Origin of the sequence: Pontibacter ruber (assembly GCF_023630205.1) — a bacterium.
Lineage (GTDB): Bacteria > Bacteroidota > Bacteroidia > Cytophagales > Hymenobacteraceae > Pontibacter > Pontibacter ruber.
This window is the reverse complement of record NZ_JALPRR010000002.1, coordinates 1,022,085-1,047,043: the sequence shown is the minus strand read 5'-3', so window position 1 is coordinate 1,047,043 and position 24,959 is coordinate 1,022,085. Positions and strand designations below refer to the sequence as shown.

The 24,959-nt window shown below is 48.8% G+C and carries 17 protein-coding genes; 1 reads left to right on the top strand and 16 read right to left on the bottom strand.

Annotated features, from left to right (window positions below):
- Positions 1-8 precede the first annotated feature (8 nt).
- The 6 genes from MJ611_RS11315 to MJ611_RS11290 form a co-directional block, all read right to left on the bottom strand.
- The gene (locus tag MJ611_RS11315) at positions 9-815 is read right to left on the bottom strand and encodes a formylglycine-generating enzyme family protein (protein ID WP_250429884.1); all 807 of its coding nucleotides are present in this window, start codon (positions 813-815) and stop codon (positions 9-11) included.
- Between the two features lie 24 nt (positions 816-839).
- Positions 840-2,318, bottom strand: coding sequence for a copper-containing nitrite reductase (nirK, locus tag MJ611_RS11310; RefSeq protein WP_250429883.1), 1,479 nt, complete (start codon positions 2,316-2,318; stop codon positions 840-842).
- A 259-nt stretch (positions 2,319-2,577) separates the two neighbouring features.
- Positions 2,578-5,772: an efflux RND transporter permease subunit gene (locus MJ611_RS11305; RefSeq protein WP_250429882.1), complete on the bottom strand. Its 3,195-nt coding sequence runs from the start codon at positions 5,770-5,772 to the stop codon at positions 2,578-2,580.
- Positions 5,773-5,808: 36 nt separating this feature from the next.
- Positions 5,809-6,939 carry an efflux RND transporter periplasmic adaptor subunit gene (locus tag MJ611_RS11300; RefSeq protein WP_250429880.1) on the bottom strand — a complete coding sequence of 377 codons (1,131 nt, stop codon included), beginning with the start codon at positions 6,937-6,939 and terminating at the stop codon, positions 5,809-5,811.
- A 25-nt stretch (positions 6,940-6,964) separates the two neighbouring features.
- Positions 6,965-8,293, bottom strand: a complete 1,329-nt coding sequence (locus MJ611_RS11295; protein WP_250429879.1) for a TolC family protein — start codon at positions 8,291-8,293, stop codon at positions 6,965-6,967.
- A gap of 165 nt (positions 8,294-8,458) precedes the next feature.
- Complete coding sequence (locus tag MJ611_RS11290) at positions 8,459-9,028, bottom strand: TetR/AcrR family transcriptional regulator (RefSeq protein ID WP_250429878.1); 570 nt, start codon at positions 9,026-9,028, stop codon at positions 8,459-8,461.
- Between the two features lie 317 nt (positions 9,029-9,345).
- On the opposite strand from MJ611_RS11290, the gene MJ611_RS11285 reads away from it, so the two are divergent.
- Positions 9,346-11,844, top strand: coding sequence for a DUF5686 and carboxypeptidase-like regulatory domain-containing protein (locus MJ611_RS11285; RefSeq protein WP_250429877.1), 2,499 nt, complete (start codon positions 9,346-9,348; stop codon positions 11,842-11,844).
- A gap of 72 nt (positions 11,845-11,916) precedes the next feature.
- Here the strand turns inward: MJ611_RS11285 and MJ611_RS11280 are convergent, their stop codons facing one another.
- The 10 genes from MJ611_RS11280 to MJ611_RS11235 all read right to left on the bottom strand — a co-directional run bounded on the left by MJ611_RS11280 (position 11,917) and on the right by MJ611_RS11235 (position 24,882).
- Entirely contained in the window at positions 11,917-12,663 is a 747-nt protein-coding gene (locus MJ611_RS11280; protein ID WP_250429875.1) for a DUF72 domain-containing protein, read from the bottom strand.
- Between the two features lie 106 nt (positions 12,664-12,769).
- Positions 12,770-13,507, bottom strand: coding sequence for a hypothetical protein (locus MJ611_RS11275; RefSeq protein WP_250429873.1), 738 nt, complete (start codon positions 13,505-13,507; stop codon positions 12,770-12,772).
- Between the two features lie 193 nt (positions 13,508-13,700).
- Entirely contained in the window at positions 13,701-15,218 is a 1,518-nt protein-coding gene (locus MJ611_RS11270; protein WP_250429872.1) for a trypsin-like peptidase domain-containing protein, read from the bottom strand.
- 265 nt (positions 15,219-15,483) lie between these two features.
- Positions 15,484-15,987: a DUF695 domain-containing protein gene (locus MJ611_RS11265; protein ID WP_250429871.1), complete on the bottom strand. Its 504-nt coding sequence runs from the start codon at positions 15,985-15,987 to the stop codon at positions 15,484-15,486.
- A gap of 73 nt (positions 15,988-16,060) precedes the next feature.
- A complete protein-coding gene (locus MJ611_RS11260; protein WP_250429870.1) occupies positions 16,061-16,543 on the bottom strand; it encodes a YxiG-like protein in 483 nt (160 codons plus the stop codon).
- Positions 16,544-16,556: 13 nt separating this feature from the next.
- Positions 16,557-17,093: a hypothetical protein gene (locus MJ611_RS11255; RefSeq protein WP_250429869.1), complete on the bottom strand. Its 537-nt coding sequence runs from the start codon at positions 17,091-17,093 to the stop codon at positions 16,557-16,559.
- Positions 17,094-17,203: 110 nt separating this feature from the next.
- Positions 17,204-17,710 carry a hypothetical protein gene (locus tag MJ611_RS11250; protein WP_250429868.1) on the bottom strand — a complete coding sequence of 169 codons (507 nt, stop codon included), beginning with the start codon at positions 17,708-17,710 and terminating at the stop codon, positions 17,204-17,206.
- A gap of 331 nt (positions 17,711-18,041) precedes the next feature.
- Positions 18,042-20,114, bottom strand: a complete 2,073-nt coding sequence (locus MJ611_RS11245; protein WP_250429867.1) for a cache domain-containing protein — start codon at positions 20,112-20,114, stop codon at positions 18,042-18,044.
- A 131-nt stretch (positions 20,115-20,245) separates the two neighbouring features.
- Positions 20,246-22,081, bottom strand: coding sequence for a cache domain-containing protein (locus tag MJ611_RS11240; protein WP_250429866.1), 1,836 nt, complete (start codon positions 22,079-22,081; stop codon positions 20,246-20,248).
- Positions 22,082-22,575: 494 nt separating this feature from the next.
- Positions 22,576-24,882 carry a S46 family peptidase gene (locus MJ611_RS11235; RefSeq protein ID WP_250429865.1) on the bottom strand — a complete coding sequence of 769 codons (2,307 nt, stop codon included), beginning with the start codon at positions 24,880-24,882 and terminating at the stop codon, positions 22,576-22,578.
- Positions 24,883-24,959: the final 77 nt, after the last annotated feature.

Sequence of the window (24,959 nt, the reverse complement as noted above, 5' to 3'; positions counted from 1 at the left end):
TTCATCTTTTACTTTTTAGCAATCGTTTGTACTTTCTGGTCCTGCACACACCGGAAGCCAAGGTTGGCAACCGTATAATTTGCTTTCAGGCTGGAGCGGAAGGCATACCGCATAAAAGCCACATAATTCTTCACATCGCTGGCACCATTTGATCCGGCCCCGCAGAACAGCTGCCTGTCGAGGCTGGCATTAGCTCTCGATTCTCCAATGATCAGGGCAGAGTTAAAATCAGAGGTCCATTCCCACACCAGCCCGATCATGCCGTGCAGGCCGTAGTAGTTGCGGAAGCTTTGCTGCACCGGCGGCAGATATTTCGGGTTAGGCTGGCTGTACCAGTCCAGGCTGCGCTGGTAAAACTTCGGATCGCTGGAGGCGTCTGCCTTTGTTTCGCTGGCCAGTGCAGCAAACTCCCATTCGCTTACGGTTGGCAGGCGCTTGCCCTCGCACTCGCAATAAGCTTTTGCAGCAAACCAGGATACATTGGTTACAGGGCTGTTCTTTAACTTATCAGTATTGGCACCTATACCTGATTCTGAAGTCCAGTGGCGCAGGTAATTGGCATCTGCGAAAAGCTTCTTCACAGCTGTTTTCTTCCACTTCGGATTTTTGGCTACGAAAGCTTCAAACTCGGCATTGGTAACCGGGTATTTGTCCATCCGGAAGCTTTGCACGGTTACAGCAGCACCATCGCTGCCGTAAAGCGGCACAAAAGTGCCTCCTTTTACCTGAACCATGTCAGTGGGAGTGCCCTTTTGTGCTGCAGCCATACTACAAGCTCCAAGCATCAGAATTGCTGTGAGAAGTCGTCGGATCATGATGTTGGTGCTTTATACTTTAGATTAGTGCTTGTAAGAAGCCTTTGCTTTCTTCACGTGCTCGAGGTTTACTTCACCACCTTTGTTGCCCCAGTTGTTCATCACAAAGGTCATCACATTGGCAATTTCCTCGTCAGTCAGCTTCAGCTTCGGCATGGTGCTGTTGTAAAGCTCGCCGTTTACTTTGATCTGTCCTTCCAGGCCGTGAGCTACTACACCGATGGCTCTATTCACGTCGGCATTGAGGAAGTCGGATTTGGCAAGCGGAGGGAAGGCACCTTTTATACCCTGGCCCTCGGCCTGGTGACAAGCCTGGCAGTTCTGGGCATACAGCGTTTTACCAAGTTCCAGTCGCATGTCTTTGTTGGAGGCAATCGCAGCCTTAGGAGTAGCTGATTGCGGCATTTCCTGCACGGTAGAGCCTTCCGGCTGGTAAATCCTGTCTTCGATCAGACCGGAGTATAATTTCTTGTCTTCACCGCCTTCTACTTTCAGCATGCCCAAGGCACCTTTGTTAAATGCCCGGAAGATAGAGTGGTCAACCAGCACATAGTTACCGGGTACATCCGCTTTGAATTCTGTAATGGCAGAGCCGCCTGCCGGTACCAGCGTGGTCTGCACATTGTTGTGTATTTTGGTACCACCTTCAGTGTACACATTGTCGAAGATCTCACCGATCACGTGGAAGGAAGAAACCAGGTTAGGGCCGCCGTTACCTACAAACAAACGGATGGTTTCGCCTACTTTGGCAGTCAGGGCATTATCGCCGGTCAGGGAACCTACAGAGCCGTTGAACACCACGTAAGAAGGGTTCTCATCCAGCGCTTTTTCCATATCGAAAGGCTGCAGGCCAGGTGCACCAAAAGCTCCCTTGGTATAGAAGTCGCCCTGCATTACATAGTACTCTTTGTCTACTTTTGGCAGGCCTTCTTTAGGCTCTACAAGTATAAGCCCGTACATGCCGTTGGCAATGTGCATACCTACCGGGGCTGTCGCGCAGTGGTATACATAAAGGCCGGGATTCAGCGCCTTGAAATTGAACACAGTCTCGTGGCCGGGAGCAGTAAAAGTAGAAGCAGCGCCACCACCTGGTCCGGTTACCGCGTGCAGGTCAATGTTGTGTGGGTTCTTGCTGTCGGGGTGGTTCATCAGGTGAAACTCCACTTCATCGTTTTCCCTGATACGGATAAACTTACCGGGCACCGAACCACCAAAGGTCCAGAAAGTATAATCAACGCCATCAGCCATCTTCTTAACCACTTCCGTTACTTCCAGGCGCACTACCACTTTTGCAGGAGTCTTGCGGGTAATAGGAGCCGGTACCAACGGAGCATCCGTCAGTTCTGCCTCTATAACAGCCATCTCCTTCGGATTTGCCTCTTCGATTGATTTTAAAATTTCGGCGTTTGTTGTAGCCTTAGAGCTACAGGATGCTAATATGCCCAGGCCATAGATGCCCACGGCTAATAGCTGTACCAATTTGTGTGTAGATGACCTTTTCATAAGGATCCGGGTTAGATGTTTTCGTTGATACAAATAAACACCTGCACGTCCGGAATTTAGATGATGGACATCATAGGGCCCGGTGATTTACGTCACTTCTTTTCCTGACTTCCATTAGTATTTTGAAATATAACCTTGAAAATGAATACCATAGCAGTTCAGTGAGCAGGCGAGAGGTTGCTATCTAGTGCTTAAAAACAACCAGGCCCCGGATTTTTACCCGGGGCCTCGCTATAATTAACTAAAGTATACTTATACGTTACTCCTGTGAGCTGCCGTACGTAAAGTCGTGGTCGTAGTCTTCCGGTTTGTAGTTGGCCTGTAGCTCGGCCAGCTTTTGTTTGCCATAAGCCAATCGGGTAATTACCACAAACAGCACCGGCACCACAAAAATAGCCAGGAAGGTCGCCGCCAGCATACCACCGATCACAGTCCAGCCAATGGTCTGGCGGGCAACCGCTCCGGCACCACCTGCCAGCGCCAGTGGCACCACGCCAAGTATAAAAGCAAGCGAGGTCATGATGATCGGACGCAGACGCAGCTTCACTGCCTCGATGGTTGCTTCAATCAGCTCCATGCCATGGTCCACCCGTTCTTTGGCAAACTCCACGATCAGGATCGCGTTCTTTGCAGCCAGACCGATCAGCGTGATCATACCGATCTGGGCATAGATGTTATTATCCAGTTTAGGCAGCAAGGTTAAGGCAAGGATAGCTCCGAACATACCCAGCGGAATCGCAAACAGGATAGAGAACGGCACTGACCAGCTTTCGTACAAGGCGGCCAGTAGCAGCAGTACAAGTATAATCGACAGCGAGAAGATATAGATCGTGCTGCTTCCGGCTGTTTTCTCTTCACGGCTGAGGCCGGTAAACTCATAGCCATACCCGGCCGGTAGCACCTCTGCCGCAACTTCTTCCAAGGCCTGCAGTGCCTGCCCGCTGCTGTAACCCGGCGCAGCGTTTCCGTTGATATCGACAGAGCGGAACAGGTTGAAGTGCGAAATAACCGGCGCATTCTCTACGATCCGGTGTGAAATAAGCGCACTCAACGGTACGGCTTCCCCTTGCCGGTTCATCACGTAGTATTGCTTCAGGTTGGAGATGTCCATCCGGTACGCCGTATCTGCCTGGGCCACCACCCGGAAGCTTCTGCCGTAGCGGGTAAAGTCGTTTACATAGCGGCTGCCCATGTAGGTCGACATGGTGGTGTAGATATCTGCTACGTTCACGCCCAGCCTTTTTGCTTTCTCACGGTCTACATCGATGTGGTAGCCTGGTGTTTTGGCCGTAAAGAAGCTGTAAGCCATGGCAATTTCGGGGCGCTGGTTGGCAGCAGCCAGGAACTGCCCCATCACCTGCTCGAGTTCCTTCACGTCGCCGGCTTTACGCTGCTGCAGCACAAAGCTGAAACCGCCCGACTGCCCCAGACCAGGTATGGCCGGTGGAGATACCACAAACACGTTCGCCTCTTTGATAACGGAAAACTTCTGCTGCAACGTGGCGATCACACCGGCAAGCTGATCTGCCTTGTCTTTCCGCTTGTCCCAGGGCTGTAACTGAATGAAAAAGGTACCGCTGTTCGATTTAAAAGAAAAGTTGATCGCGTTCAGGCCAGCAATGGAAGTATAATTCCGCAAGGCAGGCACGGTAGCCATGATATCTCCCATCTCGGAAAGTATGGCTTTTGTCCGGACGCTGGAGGCTCCTTCCGGTAATTCGATGGATACAAACAGACGTCCCTCGTCCTCTGTTGGAATAAAGCCCGAAGGTTTGGTTACGAACATGCCTGCCGTGCCTACATAGATACAGATGAGCAGGATAAGTACCAGGGGAGCTGCTTTTATACTTTTGCGTACGCCACCGGAGTAGGACTGGGTGGCTCGGGCAAACCAGTTATTGAATTTGTAGAAAAATTTGTTCAGGCCCCGGGAGTTTCTGTTCACGTTCATCGGCTTGAGCATCAGCGAGCAAAGTGCCGGCGTCAGGCTAAGCGCGACAAAAGCCGATATAAGTACAGAGATCGCGATCGTAATGGCAAACTGCTGGTACAGGCGACCCACGATACCAGGTATAAAACCAACCGGAATGAACACCGCAGCAAGTATAAGCGCAATGGCAATTACCGGTGCCGTGATATCGCGCATGGCCTTGCGGGTTGCTTCCTTCGCTGAAAGCCGTTCATGGTCAATATAATGCTGCACCGCTTCCACCACCACAATGGCATCGTCCACCACAATACCAATGGTTAGCACGAAGCCAAACAAAGTAAGCGTGTTGATGGTGAAGCCAAGCGGGATGAAGAAGATGAACGTACCGATAATAGACACTGGGATTGCCAGTACAGGAACCAGCGTTGCGCGCCAGCTCTGCAGGAACAGGAACACTACGATGATCACCAGAATCAGGGCCTCTACAAGCGTGCGCACCACTTCTTCGATCGACACCTGCACTACCGAGACAGACTCAAAGGAAACGACGTAATCGACATCGGCAGGGAAGGTCTTCTTCAAATCTTCAAGCGCAGCATAGATACCATCAGCAGTTTCCAGGGCATTGCTGCCCGGAGCCTGGTAAATGAGCATCATCGTAGCCTCGTTTCCGTTTACTTTGGCTTCTCTGCCGTAGTCAAACCGGCCAAACTCGATCCGGGCCACATCGCGCAGGTACACAACAGAGCCGTCAGCAGGGTTTGTACGCACAATGATGTCACCAAACTCTTCCTGCGTTTGCAAACGGCCGGTTACCGTGATAGGGTACTGGAAAGCCTGCGTCGTAAACTGCGGCGCGCTGCCGACTGTACCGGCTGCCACCTGCAGGTTCTGCTCCTGAATGGCCGACGTTACCTCACTTGCACTGATGTTGTACTGTGCCAGTTTGTCCGGCTGCAGCCAGAGGCGCATGCTGAAATCCTGGCCAATGGAAACGATATCGCCAACACCCTCTACACGCATCAGGGCGTCTTTCACAAAAATATTGGTATAGTTGTCCAGGTACTGAATGTCGTGGCTTTTCTTGGGCGAGTAAATGCCCACCACCATCATGATACTCGGGTTTCGCTTGCGCACCGTTACTCCCAGTCGCCTTACTTCTTCGGGAAGGCTGGGCTCGGCTATACTTGCCCGGTTCTGTACATCAAGTGTGGCAATATCTATGTCGGTGCCCACATCAAAGGTAACAGACATGTTCATCTGTCCGGTACTGGTGTTGGTAGAGGTGATATAAGCCATACCCGGCGTACCGTTGATCTGCGTCTCGACGGGAGTGGCTACTGTCTGCTCCACCGTTTGCGCATCAGAGCCGGTATAGTTTGCAGATACCGCAACCGTAGGCGGTGAAATATCCGGATACTGGGTAACCGGGAGGTTCATCATGGCCAGCAAACCTACCAGCACGATCACAATTGAGATGACCATGGCAGTGACGGGCCTTCTTATAAATACTTCTGAAATCATACTTCTCTTAGATCTTGTTCGAAAACTGGCCCATAATTATTTGCTGGCAGCCTGCGGCTGTGCGGCACCAACCTGTACTTTGGCTCCCTGGCGCAGGCGCTGTATGCCTTCCACTACAATCTGCTGGCCTTCCTTTAAGCCCTCGCGCACCACTACATCCGCGTTCACGCGCGTGCCCAGTGTTACATTCTGCTGCACCACAGAATCGCCCTGTATCACATATACATAATACTCCCCGAGCTGCTCTGTTACTGCTTTGAAAGGGATTACCAACTGGTTACCAATGTCCTGGTTCAGTACCTGCAGGTCTACGGTCATGCCAGGTATCAGCATGCCTTCGGGGTTGGGGAATTGCACCCGTACAGTGGTTGTACCTGTCCGGCGGCCAATGGCCCTGTCAATTGCCAGGATCTTACCGGTATGGGGATAGATCATGTCATTGTTCAGGCGGATGGTAAACAGCGAATCCGGCTGATCGCCGTGCTGTAAGTCAGCAAAGCGGCCGATCTCCTGTTCGTTGATCACAAAATCAACGGCAATAGGATCGGAGGAAGAGATGGTATTGAGCAGCGGCTGTCCCGGCGACACCTGAGCACCTACTCTTACCTGCGAAATACCGATGGTACCAGAGAAAGGCGCGTTGATCACGGAATAGCCCAGATCCGTGGAGACACTTCGGACCTGTGCCTGGGCAGCCTTTACCTGCGATTGTGCAGCTACCACATCAGCACGGGCATAATCTACCTGCTGGGTGGCAATAGCCTCCTTTGCTGCCAGACGTTCATAACGTTCCAGGTCTTTCTGAGCTCGGGCCAGGTTAGCTCGGGCGCTCTGCAGGTTGGCGTTTGCCTGCTGGTACGATGCCTGGTACTTGCTTCTGTCTATCTCGTAAAGAGCTTGTCCTTTCTTTACTTTCTGCCCATCCTGCACAAAAATGTTGGTAATATAACCGGATACCTGCGGGCGCAGCTCTACCTCATTGAGCGAAACCACAGTTGCAGGGTAAGTGTCTTTACCTGTTACGGATTCAGTGTTTACTTTAAAGGCATTAACCGGTACCGCAGTAGCGGCGGGGTTCTGTTGCTGTGCAGAGTTAGAATCGCCACAGGAAGCAAGCAATGCCGGGGCAATAATGAAAACTAAAAGCTGTGAGAAATATCTCTTCATGCTGTATGAGTGAATTGCGATAAATTTATTGTACTTCTATAGTTCCTAATGCTCTCTGGAGGTCAAGCTTGCTGGCCAGCACCCGATAGAGGGCATTGTAATAGATTAATTGGGCAGCCCGCAGGCTGGTCTCAGCCACGATCAGATCTACATACGCCTTAACACCTTCGTCGTACTGCAACTTAATTACGTCGTAAACTTCTTCGGCAAGCTTGGCATTCTCCCGCTGTGTTTCCCATTCCACAAGATCGCTTTTGTAGTTCGCAAGGGCTGTCTGGTATTCTGTATTGATACGGTTGCGCGTATCCTCCATGCTTATGACCAGGCGCTCTTCCAGCAATTGTGCCCGCTTCAGGTTCTGGATTCTTCTGGTGCCCTGAAAAATAGGAATGGAAGCCTGCAACCCGACCGTAGAAGTAGGATAGGCTGTATTGTAGAGATCGCTGAAGTTGTTATTAAAGTATACCGGACTATAATTGATGAAGGCGTTAACAGTAGGAAGAAAACCATAACGGTAGTAATTGGTATTCAGCTTCAGTACATGCTGCTGCGCCTCCAGTTGTTGGTACTCCACGCGGTTGGCATATGCCACTTGCTGGGTAGTATCGATCTGGATCTGTTGCTGCATCAGTGCATTGTTAAACACAAGCTGCAGCTTTGCATTTGCCGGAAAGCCCATTAACTCTTTCAGATAAGTATACTTGGCCTTCAGCGATTCTTCTGTTCCTCTTCTCTGGCTCCGGGAGTTAGCCAGTGTAATGCTTGCGCGTTGGTAGTCGGTTTTATCGACAAGCCCACTTTCGAACCTGGCAAAAGCATCTTTGTATTGCTTTTCCTCGCGGGCAATGTTCTCGTCATATATGCGAAGCTGCTCCTGGGTAAGCAGAATGTCAAAGAATGCTTTGCTCACGTCTACCACCGCATTGATCTTCACATCCTGCGTATTCTGGTCGAGCTGCAGCCTGTTGTACTTTGCCGAGCGGGAGGCGAGCAGTACATCGTTGCTGTAAAGGGTCTGGTTGGCCTCAAATAAGATATTGGAGTTGTGCTTTGTGCCGATTGTTACTACGTTATCCCCAAACACGGTCGTTTGCTGCTTGATGTTATGCAGCAGCGTGTATCGTGCCGATACCTGTGGTAACCAGTCGGAAAGGCTTGCTTTTATGTCGCGCTCTCCGATGGCCTCATCTATTCTGGCTTGTTTTACATCGGGTTTGTTACTGATCGCATATTCGATGCACTGCTCCAGCGTGAGGCTGTCCGGAAGGACGCGTTCTTTTGACTGGGCCAGCAGGAGGGAGGGCCACAAAAGAAAGCCCAGTACTATAGGCCTTATGTATGTTGGTATGCTCATGTACTTTGTGTGATGCTTTTGGTAATTGGTAATCTTCTTGCGTGGGTCATGTGTTTCCGACGTAAAATATTAATTCATAGTTTATGTATGGTATAGGGTTTAGGTGACAATTGTACCAGCTTAGTTACTCGCTGATTTTAAATATGTTAATGTAATTGCTTTACTTTATTTTATGGCCATTCCCTGCCAAAGTATACCGATGATCTGCTGTAGTTCCGGTTCACCGATTTCAATCTTGCCCCTGATCGTGACTTTTGCAGTGCTGGTAATGCTTCCATGCGTAAGCACCGTGAGTATCTCAGGGGCTACGGGTTGCAGGTACCCGTCCGTTATACCTTGCTGAAAGAAGGCATTCAGGGAAGTGAAAATACTCTGCGGTGCAGCTTCGATGTACTTGTTGTAAGGGGAGTTAACAAACTGCTCGAAAAAGACCAGAACGCTGGGGTTGTGCCTGTAAAAAGAAAAAAGGCCCTTCCATACACGAAAGAAACGCTCCTTAAAAGGCAGGCTTTCGTCATCGTTACTGAAAACACACCGGATGATGCTGCCCGTGATGTAGTTAAACAGCTCACAGATCAGGGTGTCTTTGCTGTCAAAGTAGTGGTAAATGGTGCCCGCAGCTACGCCGGCTTTTTTGGCTACTGCACTCATGGGAGTACCATGAAAGCCGAAATCCTTCACCAATTCCAAGGTGCTCTCCAGTATCAACTTCTTCTTTTCAGCAGGGTTTTCCATCAGCATAAGTTTAGCAACTTAATTCAATTGAACGTTCATTCGGCGGCAAAAGTAAGGCTTTTTGTTTAAATCCGTGTTTATACATTTAATTTTTACTTCCTCATTACCACAGCACTTTCAGGGCACCGGCACAGGTATTTTGGTATAACTCGCAGAGAGCAGTATTGTTAATAGAATTTTCTAAAAGTGTTGCTGTAACTGCTGTGCTGGCTTACAGAAAGAACTGGGTGTAAATCGAAAAAATACAACCCGGTGTTCATGATTAGGACTATAGTTTTTCAGAAATCAAAAAACTACTTTTGCGCCCGCATTTAATTTTGATTGATTTGAATAAATCTATACTTTTCCTGATTGTCTTGTTCACTTCCCTTGCCAGCCACGCCCAGACGCGCATCTCGGGCAAGGTAACGGACGCGACTACCGGCGAGGCACTGCCTTTTGTGGGTGTTTACATCAGGCATACCTCCATTGGCACCTCTACCGACGAGAACGGGGTTTATAACATCCGGCTCACAAATGTACCCGATTCGCTTACAGTCTCTTATGTTGGGTACCAGACCCAAAGCCAGCCGGTAAAAAAGGGATTGCAGGCGCAGGTGATCGATTTCAAGTTATCTTCCGGAGCCCTGAAACTGCAGGAGGTGGTCATACGACCGGGCGAGAACCCAGCCTGGGAAATTATGCGGCGTGTGGTGGACAACAAGAAGCAGCATGACAAGCGCAAACTGACCGCCTACCAGTACGAAGCCTACACCAAAATGCAGTTTGATGTAGACAACCTGACGAAGCAAAAACGCAAAGTAGGACTAAAGTCAGCTATTACGTCCATCGTGGATACGTCCATGTTTGTGACCGGTGAAGAGGGTAAAAAAGTGCTGCCTTTCTTCCTTTCCGAATCCTTATCCGATTTTTACTACAACCGCGATCCTAAAAAGACAAAGGAGGTCATCAAAGCATCAAAGATATCCGGCATCGGCATACAGGACGGCAGCCTGATTGCGCAGGTCATCGGCAACTCCTACCAGGATTACAATTTTTACCAGAACTGGGTAAGCGTGCTGCAGAAAGACTTTATCAGCCCGATCGCGGACGGCTGGAAGTTGTCCTATAACTACGAGCTGCTCGACAGCATGTATGTGGGCGATGACTGGTGCTATAAAATAAAAGTTGAGCAGAAGCGACCGCAGGACCTGGCCTTCAACGGCCACATCTGGATCACAAGCAAGAGCTACGCCCTCCGCAAAATAGATGTGGCCGTGAGCAAATCAGCCAATATCAACTTTGTAGAAAGTATACGCCTGTTCCAGGAGTCGTTGCCAACCGCAGCAGGGGCCTGGCTGCCGGTGAAAACAGAAGCACGCATGAAGATCGCGAAGCTGAGCGAGAACAGGCCGGGCGTTTTTGCCAAAGTGACCACTTCTGCCCGGAACGTAGTGGTAAATCAGCCGAACAAAGCCGCTTTCTTCGATCAGCCGATCACCCTGGAAGTGAAAGCCAACTCAAGCACCGAAGCATACTGGGAACAACACCGGCACGACACGCTCAGTGTGGCTGACAAGCAGATCTATTCTACCATTGAATCGATAAAAACCTCTCCGAAAGTAGAGCGCTTCACTAACCTTGCAACGGTGCTGGCTACCGGCTACAAAAAAGTGGGGAAGGTGAGTATAGGGCCATACCCTTATACTTATGCTTATAACAATGTAGAAGGCCACAGGTTGCAGGCAGGACTGAAAACCAATGCCAGCTTTAGCGATAAGCTGGAACTGAGTGGCTACGGAGCTTATGGCACCGACGACCGAAAAGTAAAGTATGGCGCTGCTGCCCGTTACATCCTGTCGCGCAAACACTGGAGCGAAGTGGGTATCTCGCGGCGGGAAGACCTGCAGCAGGTGGGACTGATGTCGGATAAGCTGGCGGCCAGTCCGTTCCTGATGGGCTTTTCACGTTTCGGGGAGCTTAAGCGGCCGGTATTTACAAAAGAAACAAGTGCTTACGTGCAGCGCGACCTGTTCCGGGGCATGACCCAGCGCATCACGCTGAGCAACCGCGAGTTTTTGCCACAGTTTGACTTTGCCTACTATGCGCAACAGGGAAATGAGCCGCAGCAACTGGTAAAAGACTTTACCACCACAGAACTGACCTACTATGCCCGTTTCGCCAACAACGAAGTATACGTGCAGAACGATAACGACCGCATCAGCCTGGGCAATGGAAGCTGGCCTGTGTTTACCATGAAGTATACGCTCGGTCTGAACGACGCCGTGGGATCAACGGTGAGTTACCAGCGGGCGGATGTTGGCATGAGCCAGGAGTTCCTGATGGGCCGACTGGGAAAAGCCAACTACAGGCTGGAAGCAGGCAGGATCTTCTCGCCGGTGCCTTACCCGCTGCTGGAAGTACACTTGGGCAACGAAACGCCTTTCTACTACGACCAGACCTTTCAGCTGATGAACGTATTTGAATTTGCCAGCGACTCCTACGCTTCGTTGCACTACGAACAGTACTTTGAAGGCCTGCTGCTGAATTACCTGCCCCTGATCAAGAAACTGAAATGGCGCACGCTGGCTACTTCGAACATACTTTACGGCAGCCTGAGCGAGAAAAACCTGAACCTGATACCGGCAACAGGTATAAACGGAACGGAGCTGGAGCGCTTCAGCACCCTGCAAAGCAAGCCTTACGTGGAACTAGGCTACGGCATTGAGAACATTTTCAAGGTGCTGCGTGTGGATGCTTTCCATAGACTAACCTACGTCGACAAACCGGATGCTAAGAAATTCGGGTTGAAGTTTTCGCTGCAGTTCAAGTTGTAGTTTTATACTTTGATCATAAAAACAGAGAGCCGGGTAATAAGCCCGGCTCTTTTCGTTTATACTTGAAATCTGCTACAACTCCAGGATCATACTTCGCAGCTTATCTGCATCCGTTACCGCATTGCCCTGGATGGTGTTGTTAAAGAACACCCATACTTCTTTCCCATCTTCCAGCCAATCTTTTATCATATAGGCATAGCGTTCCAGTTTCTCATCGGAATAGGCTGACGAATACATGCGCTCATCGCCATGCAGGCGCAGGTAGGCAGTATCGGTGGTAGTAACTTCGGTGCCGGGAAAGCGCTTTCCGGCACTGGCAATAACGGTGGTGATGTTGTACTCACGCAGCAAGTCCAGCGACTCCTCCCCGAACCATGAAACATGCCTTGCTTCCAGGGCATAGGTTTGCGTTTCATACTTCTCTCGTAGGGTTCTGTAAAAGGTTTCTGCCACCAGCCGGTCGTATCGGAAACTACCCGGGATCTGGATCAGCACAGGGCCAAGCCGTTTGCCCATGAGCAGGTAACGCGACATGAATTTCTCCAATGGCTCGTGTATATCCGTAAACCGGCGCTTGTGCGTTATTTCCTGGTTTAACTTTGGCGCGAACCGGAAATGCTCCGGTGTAGTCGCCAGCCACTTCTCAATGGTTTTAGCCATCGTGAAATGGTAAAAGCTGCTGTTGATCTCGGTGGCATCAAAGCGGGTGGCGTAGTAGGAGAGGTAGTCGGCCGATTTAAGTTCCGGCGGGTACAGGATCTCCTGCCAGCGGTAACTCCAGCCGGAAGTACCAATGTATAAGTTTGGGATAACCGTCATAGGTAGTGCAATTGCTGCAGCTTACTACGTGCACGTACCGGGTTTAGGTTGGAATAAAGTATAAAAAGCAGATTATTCAGTAACGAAGAAAAGGAAGTGAGTGCCCTTAATTTAGCCGGGTCTGAATATGAGTGATCAGGTGGTGCAGGGTGGGCTTAAATGGCTCGAAATAAGCTTGCCCTACGGCAAAGAAGCCTTTCTGTGGTATCCAGAACTCTCCGATATGCGCTTGCTGATCTAAAGGGCCGGCCGGTCCGAGGTCTTCCCCATTTATACTTGCCTTTGTATCCGAGACCATCTCAATTGAACGCGGAACAGCCTTGAAGTGCTGCCCGTTTGGCGTGGTGCCTGTCAGGCTGAGCTTTCCTGCATTTAAAATGTTGCCGGCCATCTGTTCAAACGCTTTCAGCAGGGTTTCTTCTTTCCAGGCTGTTTCGGGTAGTAAGCGGCTCAGACGGTTAATGGTGTTGGTGGTAGATGTGCTTTTCAGGGTAACGTCCCATTCCAGGGCATCTGCTTCTACGGAAACATGAAAGTTACAGGAGTTGCTCCAGCTGATGTGAATTGGGGTTTGAACGGCTCTTGCCACTGCACTGCCAAAAAACCGGGCACAGGTCAGATGCGCGGGGGCATCTGCATAAAACTCCCATCCGCCTTCCGGGTCGCGGTGCCAGACGGAAGTATAACCTGGGCCCACAGAAGAGGCGGCAAAATGACGCAGTGCCAAAACATGCCCTGACCGGAAAGTGATCCCAATAACGCCATACCCGTTAAAACGTTCTTCAGTGCCTTTCGGCAGCGTTGCCTCACTGTCGAGCCGTGCAACCAGCTCATCGAGTTTCATAGATGCAAAACGCTACTTATCAATATCATATACTATGCTTTCACTGCCATAGTTGGCATTAGCAGGGTTTATTTCAAAAGTATACATCTAACAATACAGCGCTGCTAAAGCCTTAGGTATACTTGCTTTCAAAGTATAAATTTGCAGTATGCTGATGTGCATTTCAGACGTATGTAAACGCTACCTTGGCAAACTAAGCGCCCAGCGGGAAGTTGAAGATGAAACTTGCGCCATCCGGTGTCATGCCTTCCAGGCGAACCATTCTGCTCTTTGCCGAACCGATCGCATTGTTTACATCGGCCAGGGTATTTACCGGCTTGCCGTTTACCCTCGTAATGATGGTACCTTTCGGTATGCCGGCCAGGTCAAAAAAGCCGCCGCTTTGTACTTCGCTAACATACACGCCTGAGCTTAAACGGTAGCGTTGCTTGATACGATCTGGCAAAGGCTCAAAGATGGCGCCCAGTTTGGCCTGCAAGCCTTTGGCTGAGCCATTAGCTGCTGCAACATCTGCCTCCGTTTCTGCACCTTTCAGGGTAACGTTTGCTGCTCGCGTACGACCATCGCGCAGGTACGACAGCTTCACTTTATCGCCCGGGTTGTGGCGTGCTATTCTTTCAGACAGCTCAGCCGATGAGGTAACCGTTACGCCATCTATACTTTGGATAATATCACCTTCTTTCAGGCCGGCTGCTGCTGCACCGCTTTTAGGCTGCACGCCAATTATGTAAACACCCTTTACCGATGCCGGATCAATTCCCCGCTCCCTCAAGATCTGTTCTTCCACGGCAGGCGCTGGGAAACTCACGCCCAGGTACCCGCGCCGTACTTCTCCATACTTCTTAAAATCAGTTACCACCTTCTGCATCAGGTTTACGGGTATGGCAAAACCATAGCCCATGTAGCTTCCGGTCTGAGAGGCAATGGCTGCGTTGATGCCGATCAGCTGGCCTGCTGTATTGACCAGGGCACCGCCGCTATTGCCCGGGTTAATGGCAGCATCCGTCTGTATAAAAGATTCTATGGCAGTGTTGGCCGACTGTGTCTGATCGGAATAGTTGTTCTGGCTTGGCCGGTTAAGTATACCAATACTCCTGCCTTTGGCGCTAATGATACCAGCCGTAACGGTTGTATTAAGCGACAAAGGATACCCGACCGCCAGCACCCATTCGCCCACCTGAACGCTGTCGGAGTTACCGAGCTTCACGACAGGGAAATTTTTTCCATCTATCTTCAGCAGGGCCAGGTCTGTACTTGGGTCGCCGCCAATCAGTTTGGCCTTGAAACTGCGCTTGTCCGGCAATACAACTTCAATGGCTGAGGTACTTTCGATCACATGGTTATTCGTTACAATGTACCCGTCTGAAGCAATTATGACCCCGGATCCGGAGCCAGTGGCCACCCTGGGCGACTGAGGAGAACCGAAAAGATCGTAAAAGAATTCATCTCCTTCCGAGGCGACATTTTCATAGGAGGTTTTGATGTGCACTACGGCCGGGGTTACCAAAGACGCTGCCCGAACAAAATCAGGGTTGCCAGCAGAGGAGTAGGTAACAGACGTAGCTGATCCTTTAACAAAACTTACGTCCTTATCCTTATTACCGGGTGCCTGCAACTCTACGTCGCTTCTTTTATCTACACACCTTACACCTGCTATTGTCATTGCTGCTGAGAGCAATGTGATCATTAGTACCGGTACAGCTTTTCTCATGCTTCTGGTTATTCTGAAGGTCAACATTCGGGTATATAAAATAACGGGAAGGCGTAATGAATGTTTTGACCTATCTTGCTTGTATAAAGCAGCTTATACTTGGCAGGCAAGGGAGAAATCGTTCGAAAAGCAGGTAGTAACAATTAGGCTGTTTGCCAGGGCAAGGTTTATCTGATCGGATATGATGATATAGGAGAGTGAAGTAAGTTAACGGACTGGGCTATGATGTGGCGTAGCTAACTTTTAGGTTTGGTTAGCAATCGTTTTATTCACTAAAGTCTTTGAGGACATTTTTAAACTCAGCCCATTCCTTGTCTTTGTAAAAGGTTATTTCAATAGGATATTCATCGTGGCTTCCCAGAGCTCGATTCAACATGGTTATAAAGGCTTCTTGATCGGTAGTATAATAAACCAGTTCCTTCAAATTATTGCCTGTTCTACTATAAGCGTGAGTAAAAACCTTAGATGATTCCATAGAATCTTCCAAGGCTTCTTCAAGAAGAATCATTCGTTTGTTAATTTTTTTAAGAGGCATTCCATTGTTTTGGCTACCGTCATATTTCCAAGAAATAACTGCCAGAATTGGTAATTTATCCATAACACTTTGGTTAGGGAGTTCATTGACGAATTTCATTATAACCGGTAAGCCATCTTCATAATACTCACCGATTATACCTTTAAGTTCTTCTTCTGAGTTATTGCTTTGAGCCATACTTTTACCGAATCCAAAAATTGATAACATAAGCGTTAATACTATTATCTTATTCATTCTAAATATTTGCCAACGGCGTACTTGGCTAAAGCACGCCTTGGTGTGGTTTAGGTGTTGCTGTGTGCAGGCTTTATTGAAGCGGTATCATCACTTGATTTATCAATGAAGTATCGTCATTTATTTTCTTCAAGTGCCATGTTGAGTAAATGAGGTTTATTTCAAATGAGTTTGCCTGAAGATTTACTTCTTGCATTTCTTTATTAAGTCGTTTGCTCCAATTATTAGCCCTTTCTGACTCTGCTACTTCTTTAAAGCCTGGATAAGCCAAAGACCAATTTGTTCCCCAAACAAATCCTTCAGGTTCATTATTCTTTTTCCAAGTTTCAAAATCGGTAAATAAATCATCCCACGATTCCTTGATAGAATCATCATCAACTAAAGTTTTATAGGTCAATTCGTAACAATGCGTGAAAGTTAGAACATATCTGCCTGCTAAACCCCCAATCCAGTTAGCTTCTATTTCAAAGCGATAGTCACGAACATAGTCAGTGAAACCGTGCCTTATAATGGCGACATCGTGGATTTCATCTAATTTTATATCGTCAATCGTCATTTTCTTTTATAGTTCAGCTTACACACAACGGCCTCGTGTAGCAGAATGGCGAAGCGTCAGCAAGCCGTACTACTATACTTTGTTGTGGTTCGTTTTTTTTAACTAGAGCGCCAGCTGCTAATACTCCAGATGAACACAACCAAAGCCAGTAACCTGATTTGTAGCTTATTATTTTGTTGTAATGTCCAGCTTCATTGTCAATCACCTTATCGAACATTAAGAATGATAACATCAATGCTAAAGAAAGTATAGTGAACACGAGCGATGTAGTTTTACTTTCTTTATAAGTTAGCCAAGCTATGATTAAAGCTGGGTTAGCTAACCAACTGAAAGTCGCACCTATCTTATAGTCAACTTTGCCAACTGTGTTGATGTTTAGTAACCTGTCCATGAGTGCTCCTAATTCTAAAAACACTCCGAGCCCGCCCGAAAGAAAAACTCCTAAGGACTCTTTACACTGATTAGTACAGTAAGCTTCTTGCGTCAGGGAAATGATAAACAGAACAATTGAAGTAGAAAAGATAAAGCTATCAACTTTTTTGATGTTCATTATACTTTCAATTTGTTTGTATAAAAGCACCACAACGGCCTCGTATAAAAAGACGGCGGAGGCCGTCGGGCGTAGCTGACTTTTATACCATGTTGTGGTGCGTTTTTCTTTTAAGGGTATTTTAGCCCCATTTCATTCACTTCTTTGTCAACTTTTATCCATTTTCCACTATTGGCTAGGTTTTGGTCAGCTTCACTTATTATCATAAAGGCACCTGTCAAATAGAATACCTCAACTGTCCGTTCATTATAGCCCAATGCTCCCACATCTTGGATTTGATACTCAATCCTGTTTGAGGTCCATTCTGTGTTTTGGAAGAGAATCGATTGTGTCTTCCAAGATGAGGTTGCGGCCAGAACTTTGGAAGGCCCTACAACCAAAACACCAGCAATTGCGAGAGTCGGTATTATTGATTGAATGATTCTTCTTTTCCTGTTTTTACTGTGCGTCAGGTTCCAGACAAGCAAAATCGGTGAGAGAACAAGTATTCCAACATAAGCAAATGACTTAACAGCTTGGCTTTTTATTTCTAGTAGAGATAATACGTCCAGAAGGAATAATGTTAGCGCCAGCAAGAACAGACTATTTAACACTATCGATATTTGTCTTCTTTTCATAATTCTTTTAAATGCACCACAACTACTAGATAAACGACAACATACGTTTATTTGCACTATGGACGTAAGTTCTGGCACCTTCTTTTGAACTGGTATTGCCTGGAACTGGTGTGTTGCGTTGCTTCATGCGGGTGTATATCTTTTAGCTAATATACCATTTTACTACACAATACTCATCGAAAGTATGATTGTATTAAATCTGCCGGGACAGAAAACATGAGCTGATATAAGTATAAAGTCCCCGCCTGAATTTACAGACGGGGACTTCATTTAGATTTAAAGTATAAAAAGAACTGTTACACTATACCTTTTTTATAGTTAAGGCAAGCCCTTACCTACGCAGATACAGGTCCTCACCCCGAAGCCAGTCTTCGCGTGCCGGCGCGAAGAAGTCAACAAAAACAGCATTTTCCAGTACATCAATGGAATGAGGCACACTCGGAGGTATTACCAGTATTTCTCCGGCATTTACCACAACTTCCTGTCCATCAAAACTGAATTTAAGTGCACCGGACACCATCATCACATACTCTTCATTTGCATGGGAATGGCGTCCTATCTGGGCTCCGCGCTTTACCGTGAATTGTGCCAGGGTAGCCTTTTCTCCCAGAATAAGCTGGCGCGATGTTCTATTACTCAATTGCTCTTTACCGATGTTGTCCCAGGTTAACTTCCGAACCTTACCCAACGTTTGTTCTTCATCAGTCACGTAATATCCTGAGCCTACCACATAGGTCTCATTGCCATACTGCACCTTTCGCACAAAGGTCTTTTTCAAAGCAGGCAGGTTATCACCGGGTTTGAACCAGTAGGATTCCAGCCAGGCATTGCCGTCCCTCATGGCAGCCGCAATTTCGTCCTTTACCACTGTCTTCCCTTGCAGGTCTCTTAGGTCCATCAGGTTTTTACCTTCAAGGCTTGGCTGGGCAGCGTTAACCCATTCAATTCCTTCAGGGCTCGCAACAAACACATAGGTGTCCATGAAATAGAACGGGCCTTTTTTGTCGCGGAGCAGCGCGAAAGCTTCTTTTCCACGATTTTCAACGAGGGCAGCCGCCCGGTTCACTACGTCCTCGATCAACGCTTTGTCCATTTGCATATCATAAATTCCACTGCCAGCCAGGTACTGTTTGCCGGAAGGGAAGGTGACCCGCTTCAGGAAACAAGACTTCCAGGTAGGGAAAACATCAAAAGGCTTCGGCCACATACAATGAATCCAGCCTTCGCCTTCCGGCGTGCTGGCAGTCTCAAGAAACAGCTTTCCGTAGGGCTTTCCGATGGCGTCTTTCGCATCTCTGGCATCCTTTCCTTCTACTTCCGGTTTATGCGGATGTATCTCCGGATGTAATGCCCTGACGCCATCCATCGTCCAGATAAAAAAATAAACATCATCGTGGAGCCACTTGGAGCCTTGTTTCTTAAACTCTGGGAACGCTTTTTCTCCTTCTTTTTCGAGAAGTGCTGCTGCCTCGCGTACAAGTGCTACCAGTTCGGCTGCGGTCATTTTAGGTGTAGCAGAAACAGCTCTGGGCGCATCGGCCAGGTACACGCCGCAGCCAACTATCACAGTTTTACCACCCAGGTTAGCCTTGCTCACATATGCCGTTTTTTGCGTAGAGACACTCTCGCCCGGCTTAGGCCACATGTAATCGAGCCAGCCAGCTCCCTGCGCCTGCACCATCCTGATCATTTCCTGGTTGAGCAACTTGCCCTGTGCGTCTTTCATGTCCAGCAGATTGAGGCCCTCCAAGTACGGAAAAGCAGGGTTAACCATCTCTAAGCCCTTCATATCCATCACATAGACATAGGTATCCTTGACGATATAAGGGCCGGTAGGGTCGCGTAAGAGGTCAAAAGCCTTATCCCCGTGCTGCTCAATTTCGGCCACGGCTTTGTTAACCATATCGACGACAAACTCCCGTTCCATGCGGTCGTTGTAGACGCCCGAGCCCACCACGTAGCTTTTGCCCGAAGGCGCTTTTACCAGCCTGACGTAGCTGCTCTTCCAGCGGGGCAGCAGCCCTTCAGGCACAGGCCACTGGTAGTGGTACCAGCCATCGGGTTTGTCGGGCAGGGCAGTAGCCGCTGCAATCAGGCCCCGGATGATGGGCTTGCCGTTGATGTCCAGTAGGCTAAGCTGATTCTTGCCCTGCAGCTCCGGATCGGGGTGCACGAGCATGTTGCCTGCTGTATCCAGCACAAAGACGTAGTTTTCGCCCTGGCACCAGCGGCTGCCCGGAGCGCTCAGCTCCTTAAAGGCAGCCTCGCCTTTGGCCGCAATAAGTTCTGCAGCTTCCTTAACAAGCTGCACGAGTTCCCGCGTTTCTTTGTACCGGTACTCTTCGTATTTTAATCCTGCTTTTGGGGTCGCAGTTACCGCTGCGACAGATCCATTCTTTTTCATCGTGTTGATGATTAAGTTATTTAGAGTATAAAACATGCAGAAGGTTCGCCAGCCAGGTTATTGCCTGCATGGCTACGGAGTGAATCAGAAGTAAAGGGTGCCTGCCTTAGCAGTAGGTCTGTTATTCTTCTTTACTTACCTTTTGAGGAGGTCTTCCGGGCCTGAACAGTCTTATTTTCATTGCTCACCTGATAATATCCGGAACCAACAATGTAGGTCTGGTCTCCGGACTGTACTTTGCGCACGTAGGAGTGCTTCAGGGAAGGGGTATTTTCTCCGGGCTTATACCAGTAGTAATCAACCCAGGCAGTACCATTTTTCATGGCAGCATCGATGTAATTGCGAACAAATATTTTTCCTTTTAGGTCTTTCTCTTCACTGAGGTTTTTGCCTTCCAGGCTAGGATGTGCGGGGTTTACCAGTTCCGTACCATCAGGACTGGTAACAAATACATAGGTATCCATGAAGTAGAAAGGACCTGTTTTGTCGCGCAGCTGGTCGAAGGCGCCTTTGCCTTGTTTCTCTACTAAAGCTGCCGCACGATTCACTACATCTTCAATAAAAGCTTTGTTCATCTGCATGTTGTAGATGCCGCTGCCAACCAGATACTCTTTGCCGGTAGGAAACTTTATCCGCTTTACGTAACTGGACTTCCAGGCCGGAAAAATGCTTCCTGGCTCCGGCTTCATATAATGCACCCAGCCCTCACCCTCCGGGGAAGAAGCCGCATTCAGAAGCATCCTGCCCATAGGACGCCCAAGTATGTCTTTGGATTCGGTTTCATTCTGGCCTTCGGTTTCAGGGGTGGCCGCATTAAAGACACGAATGCCGTCCATTGACCAGACAAAGATGTAGGTATCTCCCTGAAACCACTTGGAGCCTTTTTTACGAAAATCGGGAAATGCTTTTTCACCTGTTTTCTCCAGCACTGCGGCTGCATCGTCCACGAGGGCCATTAGTTCCGGAGCTGTAGGTTGTTTAATTTTTGATATGGCTGCTTTAGGAGCATCGGCCAGGTACACGCCGCAGCCTACCATTACCCACGAATCACCTAGATTAGCTTTGCTCACATACGTAGACTTCTGGGTGGAAACACTTTCGCCTGGTTTAGGCCACATATAATTTACCCAACCGGCGCCTTTGCTTCGTACTACTTTAAACATGTCCTGCACCAGCAGCTTGCCTTGTGTGTCCTTCAGGTCCTTCAGGTTACGCCCTTCCAGGTTCGGGAACGCGGGGTTAACATGTTCTACGCCACTTGTATCGACCACAAAAATGTAGGCATCCTTAGCCATGAAAATGCTTTTCGGATCATGAAAATTCTCAAAGGAGGCAGTACCGTTTTTTTCAACTTCAGCCACGGCTTTGTTGACCATATCGACGACAAATTCCCGCTCCATGCGGTCGTTGTAGACGCCCGAGCCCACCACGTAGCTTTTGCCCGAAGGGGCTTTTACCAGCCTAACGTAGCTGCTCTTCCAGCGGGGCAGCAGCCCTTCGGGCACAGGCCACTGGTAGTGGTACCAGCCTTCGGGTTTGTCGGGCAGGGCAGTAGCCGCTGCAATCAGGCCCCGGATGATGGGCTTGCCGTTGATGTCCAGTAGGCCAAGCTGATTCTTGCCCTGCAGCTCCGGATCGGGGTGCACGAGCATGTTGCCTGCCGTATCCAGCACAAAGACGTAGTTTTCGCCCTGGCGCCAGCGGCTGCCCGGAGCACTCAGCTCCTTAAAAGCTGCCTCGCCTTTGGTAGCAACCAGACCGGCCGCATCTTTTACCAAAGTCACAAGTTTGCGGGTATCGGCTTGCTGCTGGCCTTGCAGATTGCGGGTTGCATTTCTGTCTGAAGTAATCTCCTTAGCATCTTTGCCGTTAGGTAAGCTGCTTGCGCCATCAGCATTATAAAATTGCGCCTCGCACACAGAGAACAATGCACAGGCAACAATCATGGAAAGGAAGCCTTTTTTCATAATGAGGAAGTTTGATGTTTAAGGGAGGTGCAATCGTAATCTTGGAACAGGTCTGTGATTCTATCAACATTAACCTTGGGTAGTGTAGGTTATAGTTGGTTCCTGAGGTTCAGTTCTGCTTTTCAGCAGCTTTGGAGTCTTAAGTCTATGCTACAAATAAGGTAAAAGTATACCCAAGGGTGTGGCTTGTAGCATCCTGCAAAGTTTGGTACTTCGGATCGCCAGTGCTAAGTATAACCTTAATAGAGCAACCTGTTTTTGCTTTATTTCAATTAAGATTATGTTTTTTCTTACGAAGTCAGTAGTTTATAGTTCAACCAGCTACTAATCAGGCATATAGCGTCGCCATACTTCCGGTATTCATATATCCGAGAAGAAAAAGCTATTCCGACAGGCTGACAAAGTATACTTGTAAATGCTAGCGGTGTTCCAGCTAAAGAAAAAAGCCCCACCTGGATATCAGGCGGGGCTTTTTATGGGAAGTATTTAAAAGCTTAGTTCGCTTCGGCAGCTTCTTTGGCTTTCTTTTTGGCCTCTTTACGGGCTTTCTTCTTTTCTTTTTTTGAAAGCTTGGTTTCTACAGCAGGCGCCTTCTTTCGGGAGTCAACCTGCGGCAGGCCAGACGTATCATCCTGCACCAGCGTCATTTCCTTTACCAGGTGGCCGGCACCTGCAAACTTGTCTACTATAAACAGCACGTAACGTACGTCCACCGAAATATTGCGCACCTGATCCGGGTTGTACGCCAAATCGCTCATAGTACCCTCCCAGTTACGGTCGAAGTTGGTGCCGATCAGCTGGCCGTTGGCATTGATAACCGGTGAGCCGGAGTTACCGCCAGTAGTGTGGTTGGAGGCAATAAAAGCAACGGGCAATTCACCGTTCACGCCATAAGGTCCGTAGTCTTTCTTATCGTATAGTTCCTGCAGCCTGGCTGGTATGGCGTAATCTTCTGCAGCACCCGAAGCGGCTTTCTCAATAATGCCTTCCAGTGTGGTATAGTATTTATACTTTACACCATCTACCGGGTCGTATGGCTCTACTTTGCCATAGGCTACACGTAGCGTGGAGTTGGCATCCGGGTAGAACTTTCTGTCCTGCTGCATCACGCGCAGGCCGGTAATGTAGGTTCTGTACAGAAGATTCAGGTTGTCATTTACCTGCGTGTAGGTTGGCAATACTTTTGCGTTGTAATAAGCGTTGATACTGCTTGCCAGCTGAACAGCAGGGTCGTTTATCAGGCGCTGCGATTTGCCTGTTTTCACCTCCTGCAGAACCTTGCGGGCGCCCGCCTCAGACGTCAAAAAAGACTTGCTGTATACGTCATCGGCATACTTGCTGAAATCACCTTTATACTTCTGCCGAACGGTTTTAAATGCCTCCGGGTGCATTTTTGGATCGATGTCATTGTAATACATGCCCAGCAATGCCGCGAACACTTTCTTATCGGTAGGGGCATTGTAATCTTTATAGAACCCGGCTATACCTTTCTCCATCCTCGTGATCTGCTCGTTGATTGCCTCTTGTGGCGCTTTGGCCTGGATCAGGTCGTTCAGCTTCACATAATCTGACGCATACCTGATCAGTTCTACACCGTTGGCAGCTTCCATGTAATAATCGCGGGAGATGGTGATGCCGTCAAGTTTCTTGTAATTCTGCTCGAATTGTGCCAGCAGGTTTCCATACTTCTGCTGACGCGTGGCGTCGGCGGCTACCCATTGGTTAAACTGCTGTTCCAGGGCCTTTTTCTTCTGGATGGTATTGGCCTTGCGCAACCCACGGCTCTCGCCGATCCACTTTTTCCAGGCATTGGCTACGCTCGCATACTTGGCCGCGTACTGAATGCGAACCGCGTCTGAAGCTTTCATGTCCTTGTCCAGAATGCCCAGCTTTGTATCGCGTATCTTGATCTTGGCAGGATTGGAAACTTCGTAGATCTCCTGTATGGCGTGCGAGGTCAGGTACTCGTTGGTACGGCCCGGAAAGCCAAATACAAGTGTAAAATCGCCTTCTTTAATGCCGCTGAGCGAGATCGGGAGATGGTGCTTTGGCTTGTAAGGAACGTTGTTCGGGGAGTAATCGGCAGGCTTGTTATCAGCGCCGGCATATACTCTGAACATGGAAAAGTCGCCGGTGTGGCGTGGCCACATCCAGTTGTCAGTGTCGCCGCCAAACTTGCCGATAGAAGAAGGAGGGGCACCTACCAGGCGAATGTCCCGGAAAGTTTCGGTGATGTACATGTAGTACTCGTTGCCATAGAAGTATGGTTTGATCACGGCATCGTAGTGGGTGCCGGCAGTAGATGCGCGGCGCACGTTTGCCATATTACGCTGGATCATGGCTTCGCGCTCGGCCTCGGCTACGTTCGCCGGAATGCCTTCCAGTATCTGTTTGGTCACATCCTCCATGCGCACGATAAAAGTTGCAGTAAGACCAGGGTTAGGCAGTTCCTGCGCGCGGTTCATAGCCCAGAAGCCATCGGTCAGGTAATCTTTCTCAACGGAGCTGTGCTGCTGGATCTGACCGTACCCGCAATGGTGATTGGTCAGAAGCAAGCCTTCCGGAGAGATCATTTCGCCGGTACAGAAGCCACCAAAAGATACGATGGCATCCTTTAAGCTGGACTGGTTGATGCTGTAGATGTCGTCTGCAGTGAGTTTCATTCCCTTTTTCTGCATTTCCGACTCATTCAGCTGCTTCAGGAGCATAGGGAGCCACATGCCTTCATCAGGACGTGCTGTGGTGATTCCCAGGCTCAGGCAAGCAGCTGCAAATAGTGCTACTAAGCGTTTGCTGATCATGGTATAGTTAGCGTTGTATGTATTGAATGCCTGAAGTTAGGCATTTTAATTATGAATGAGTAAATGAGCGAGTGAGT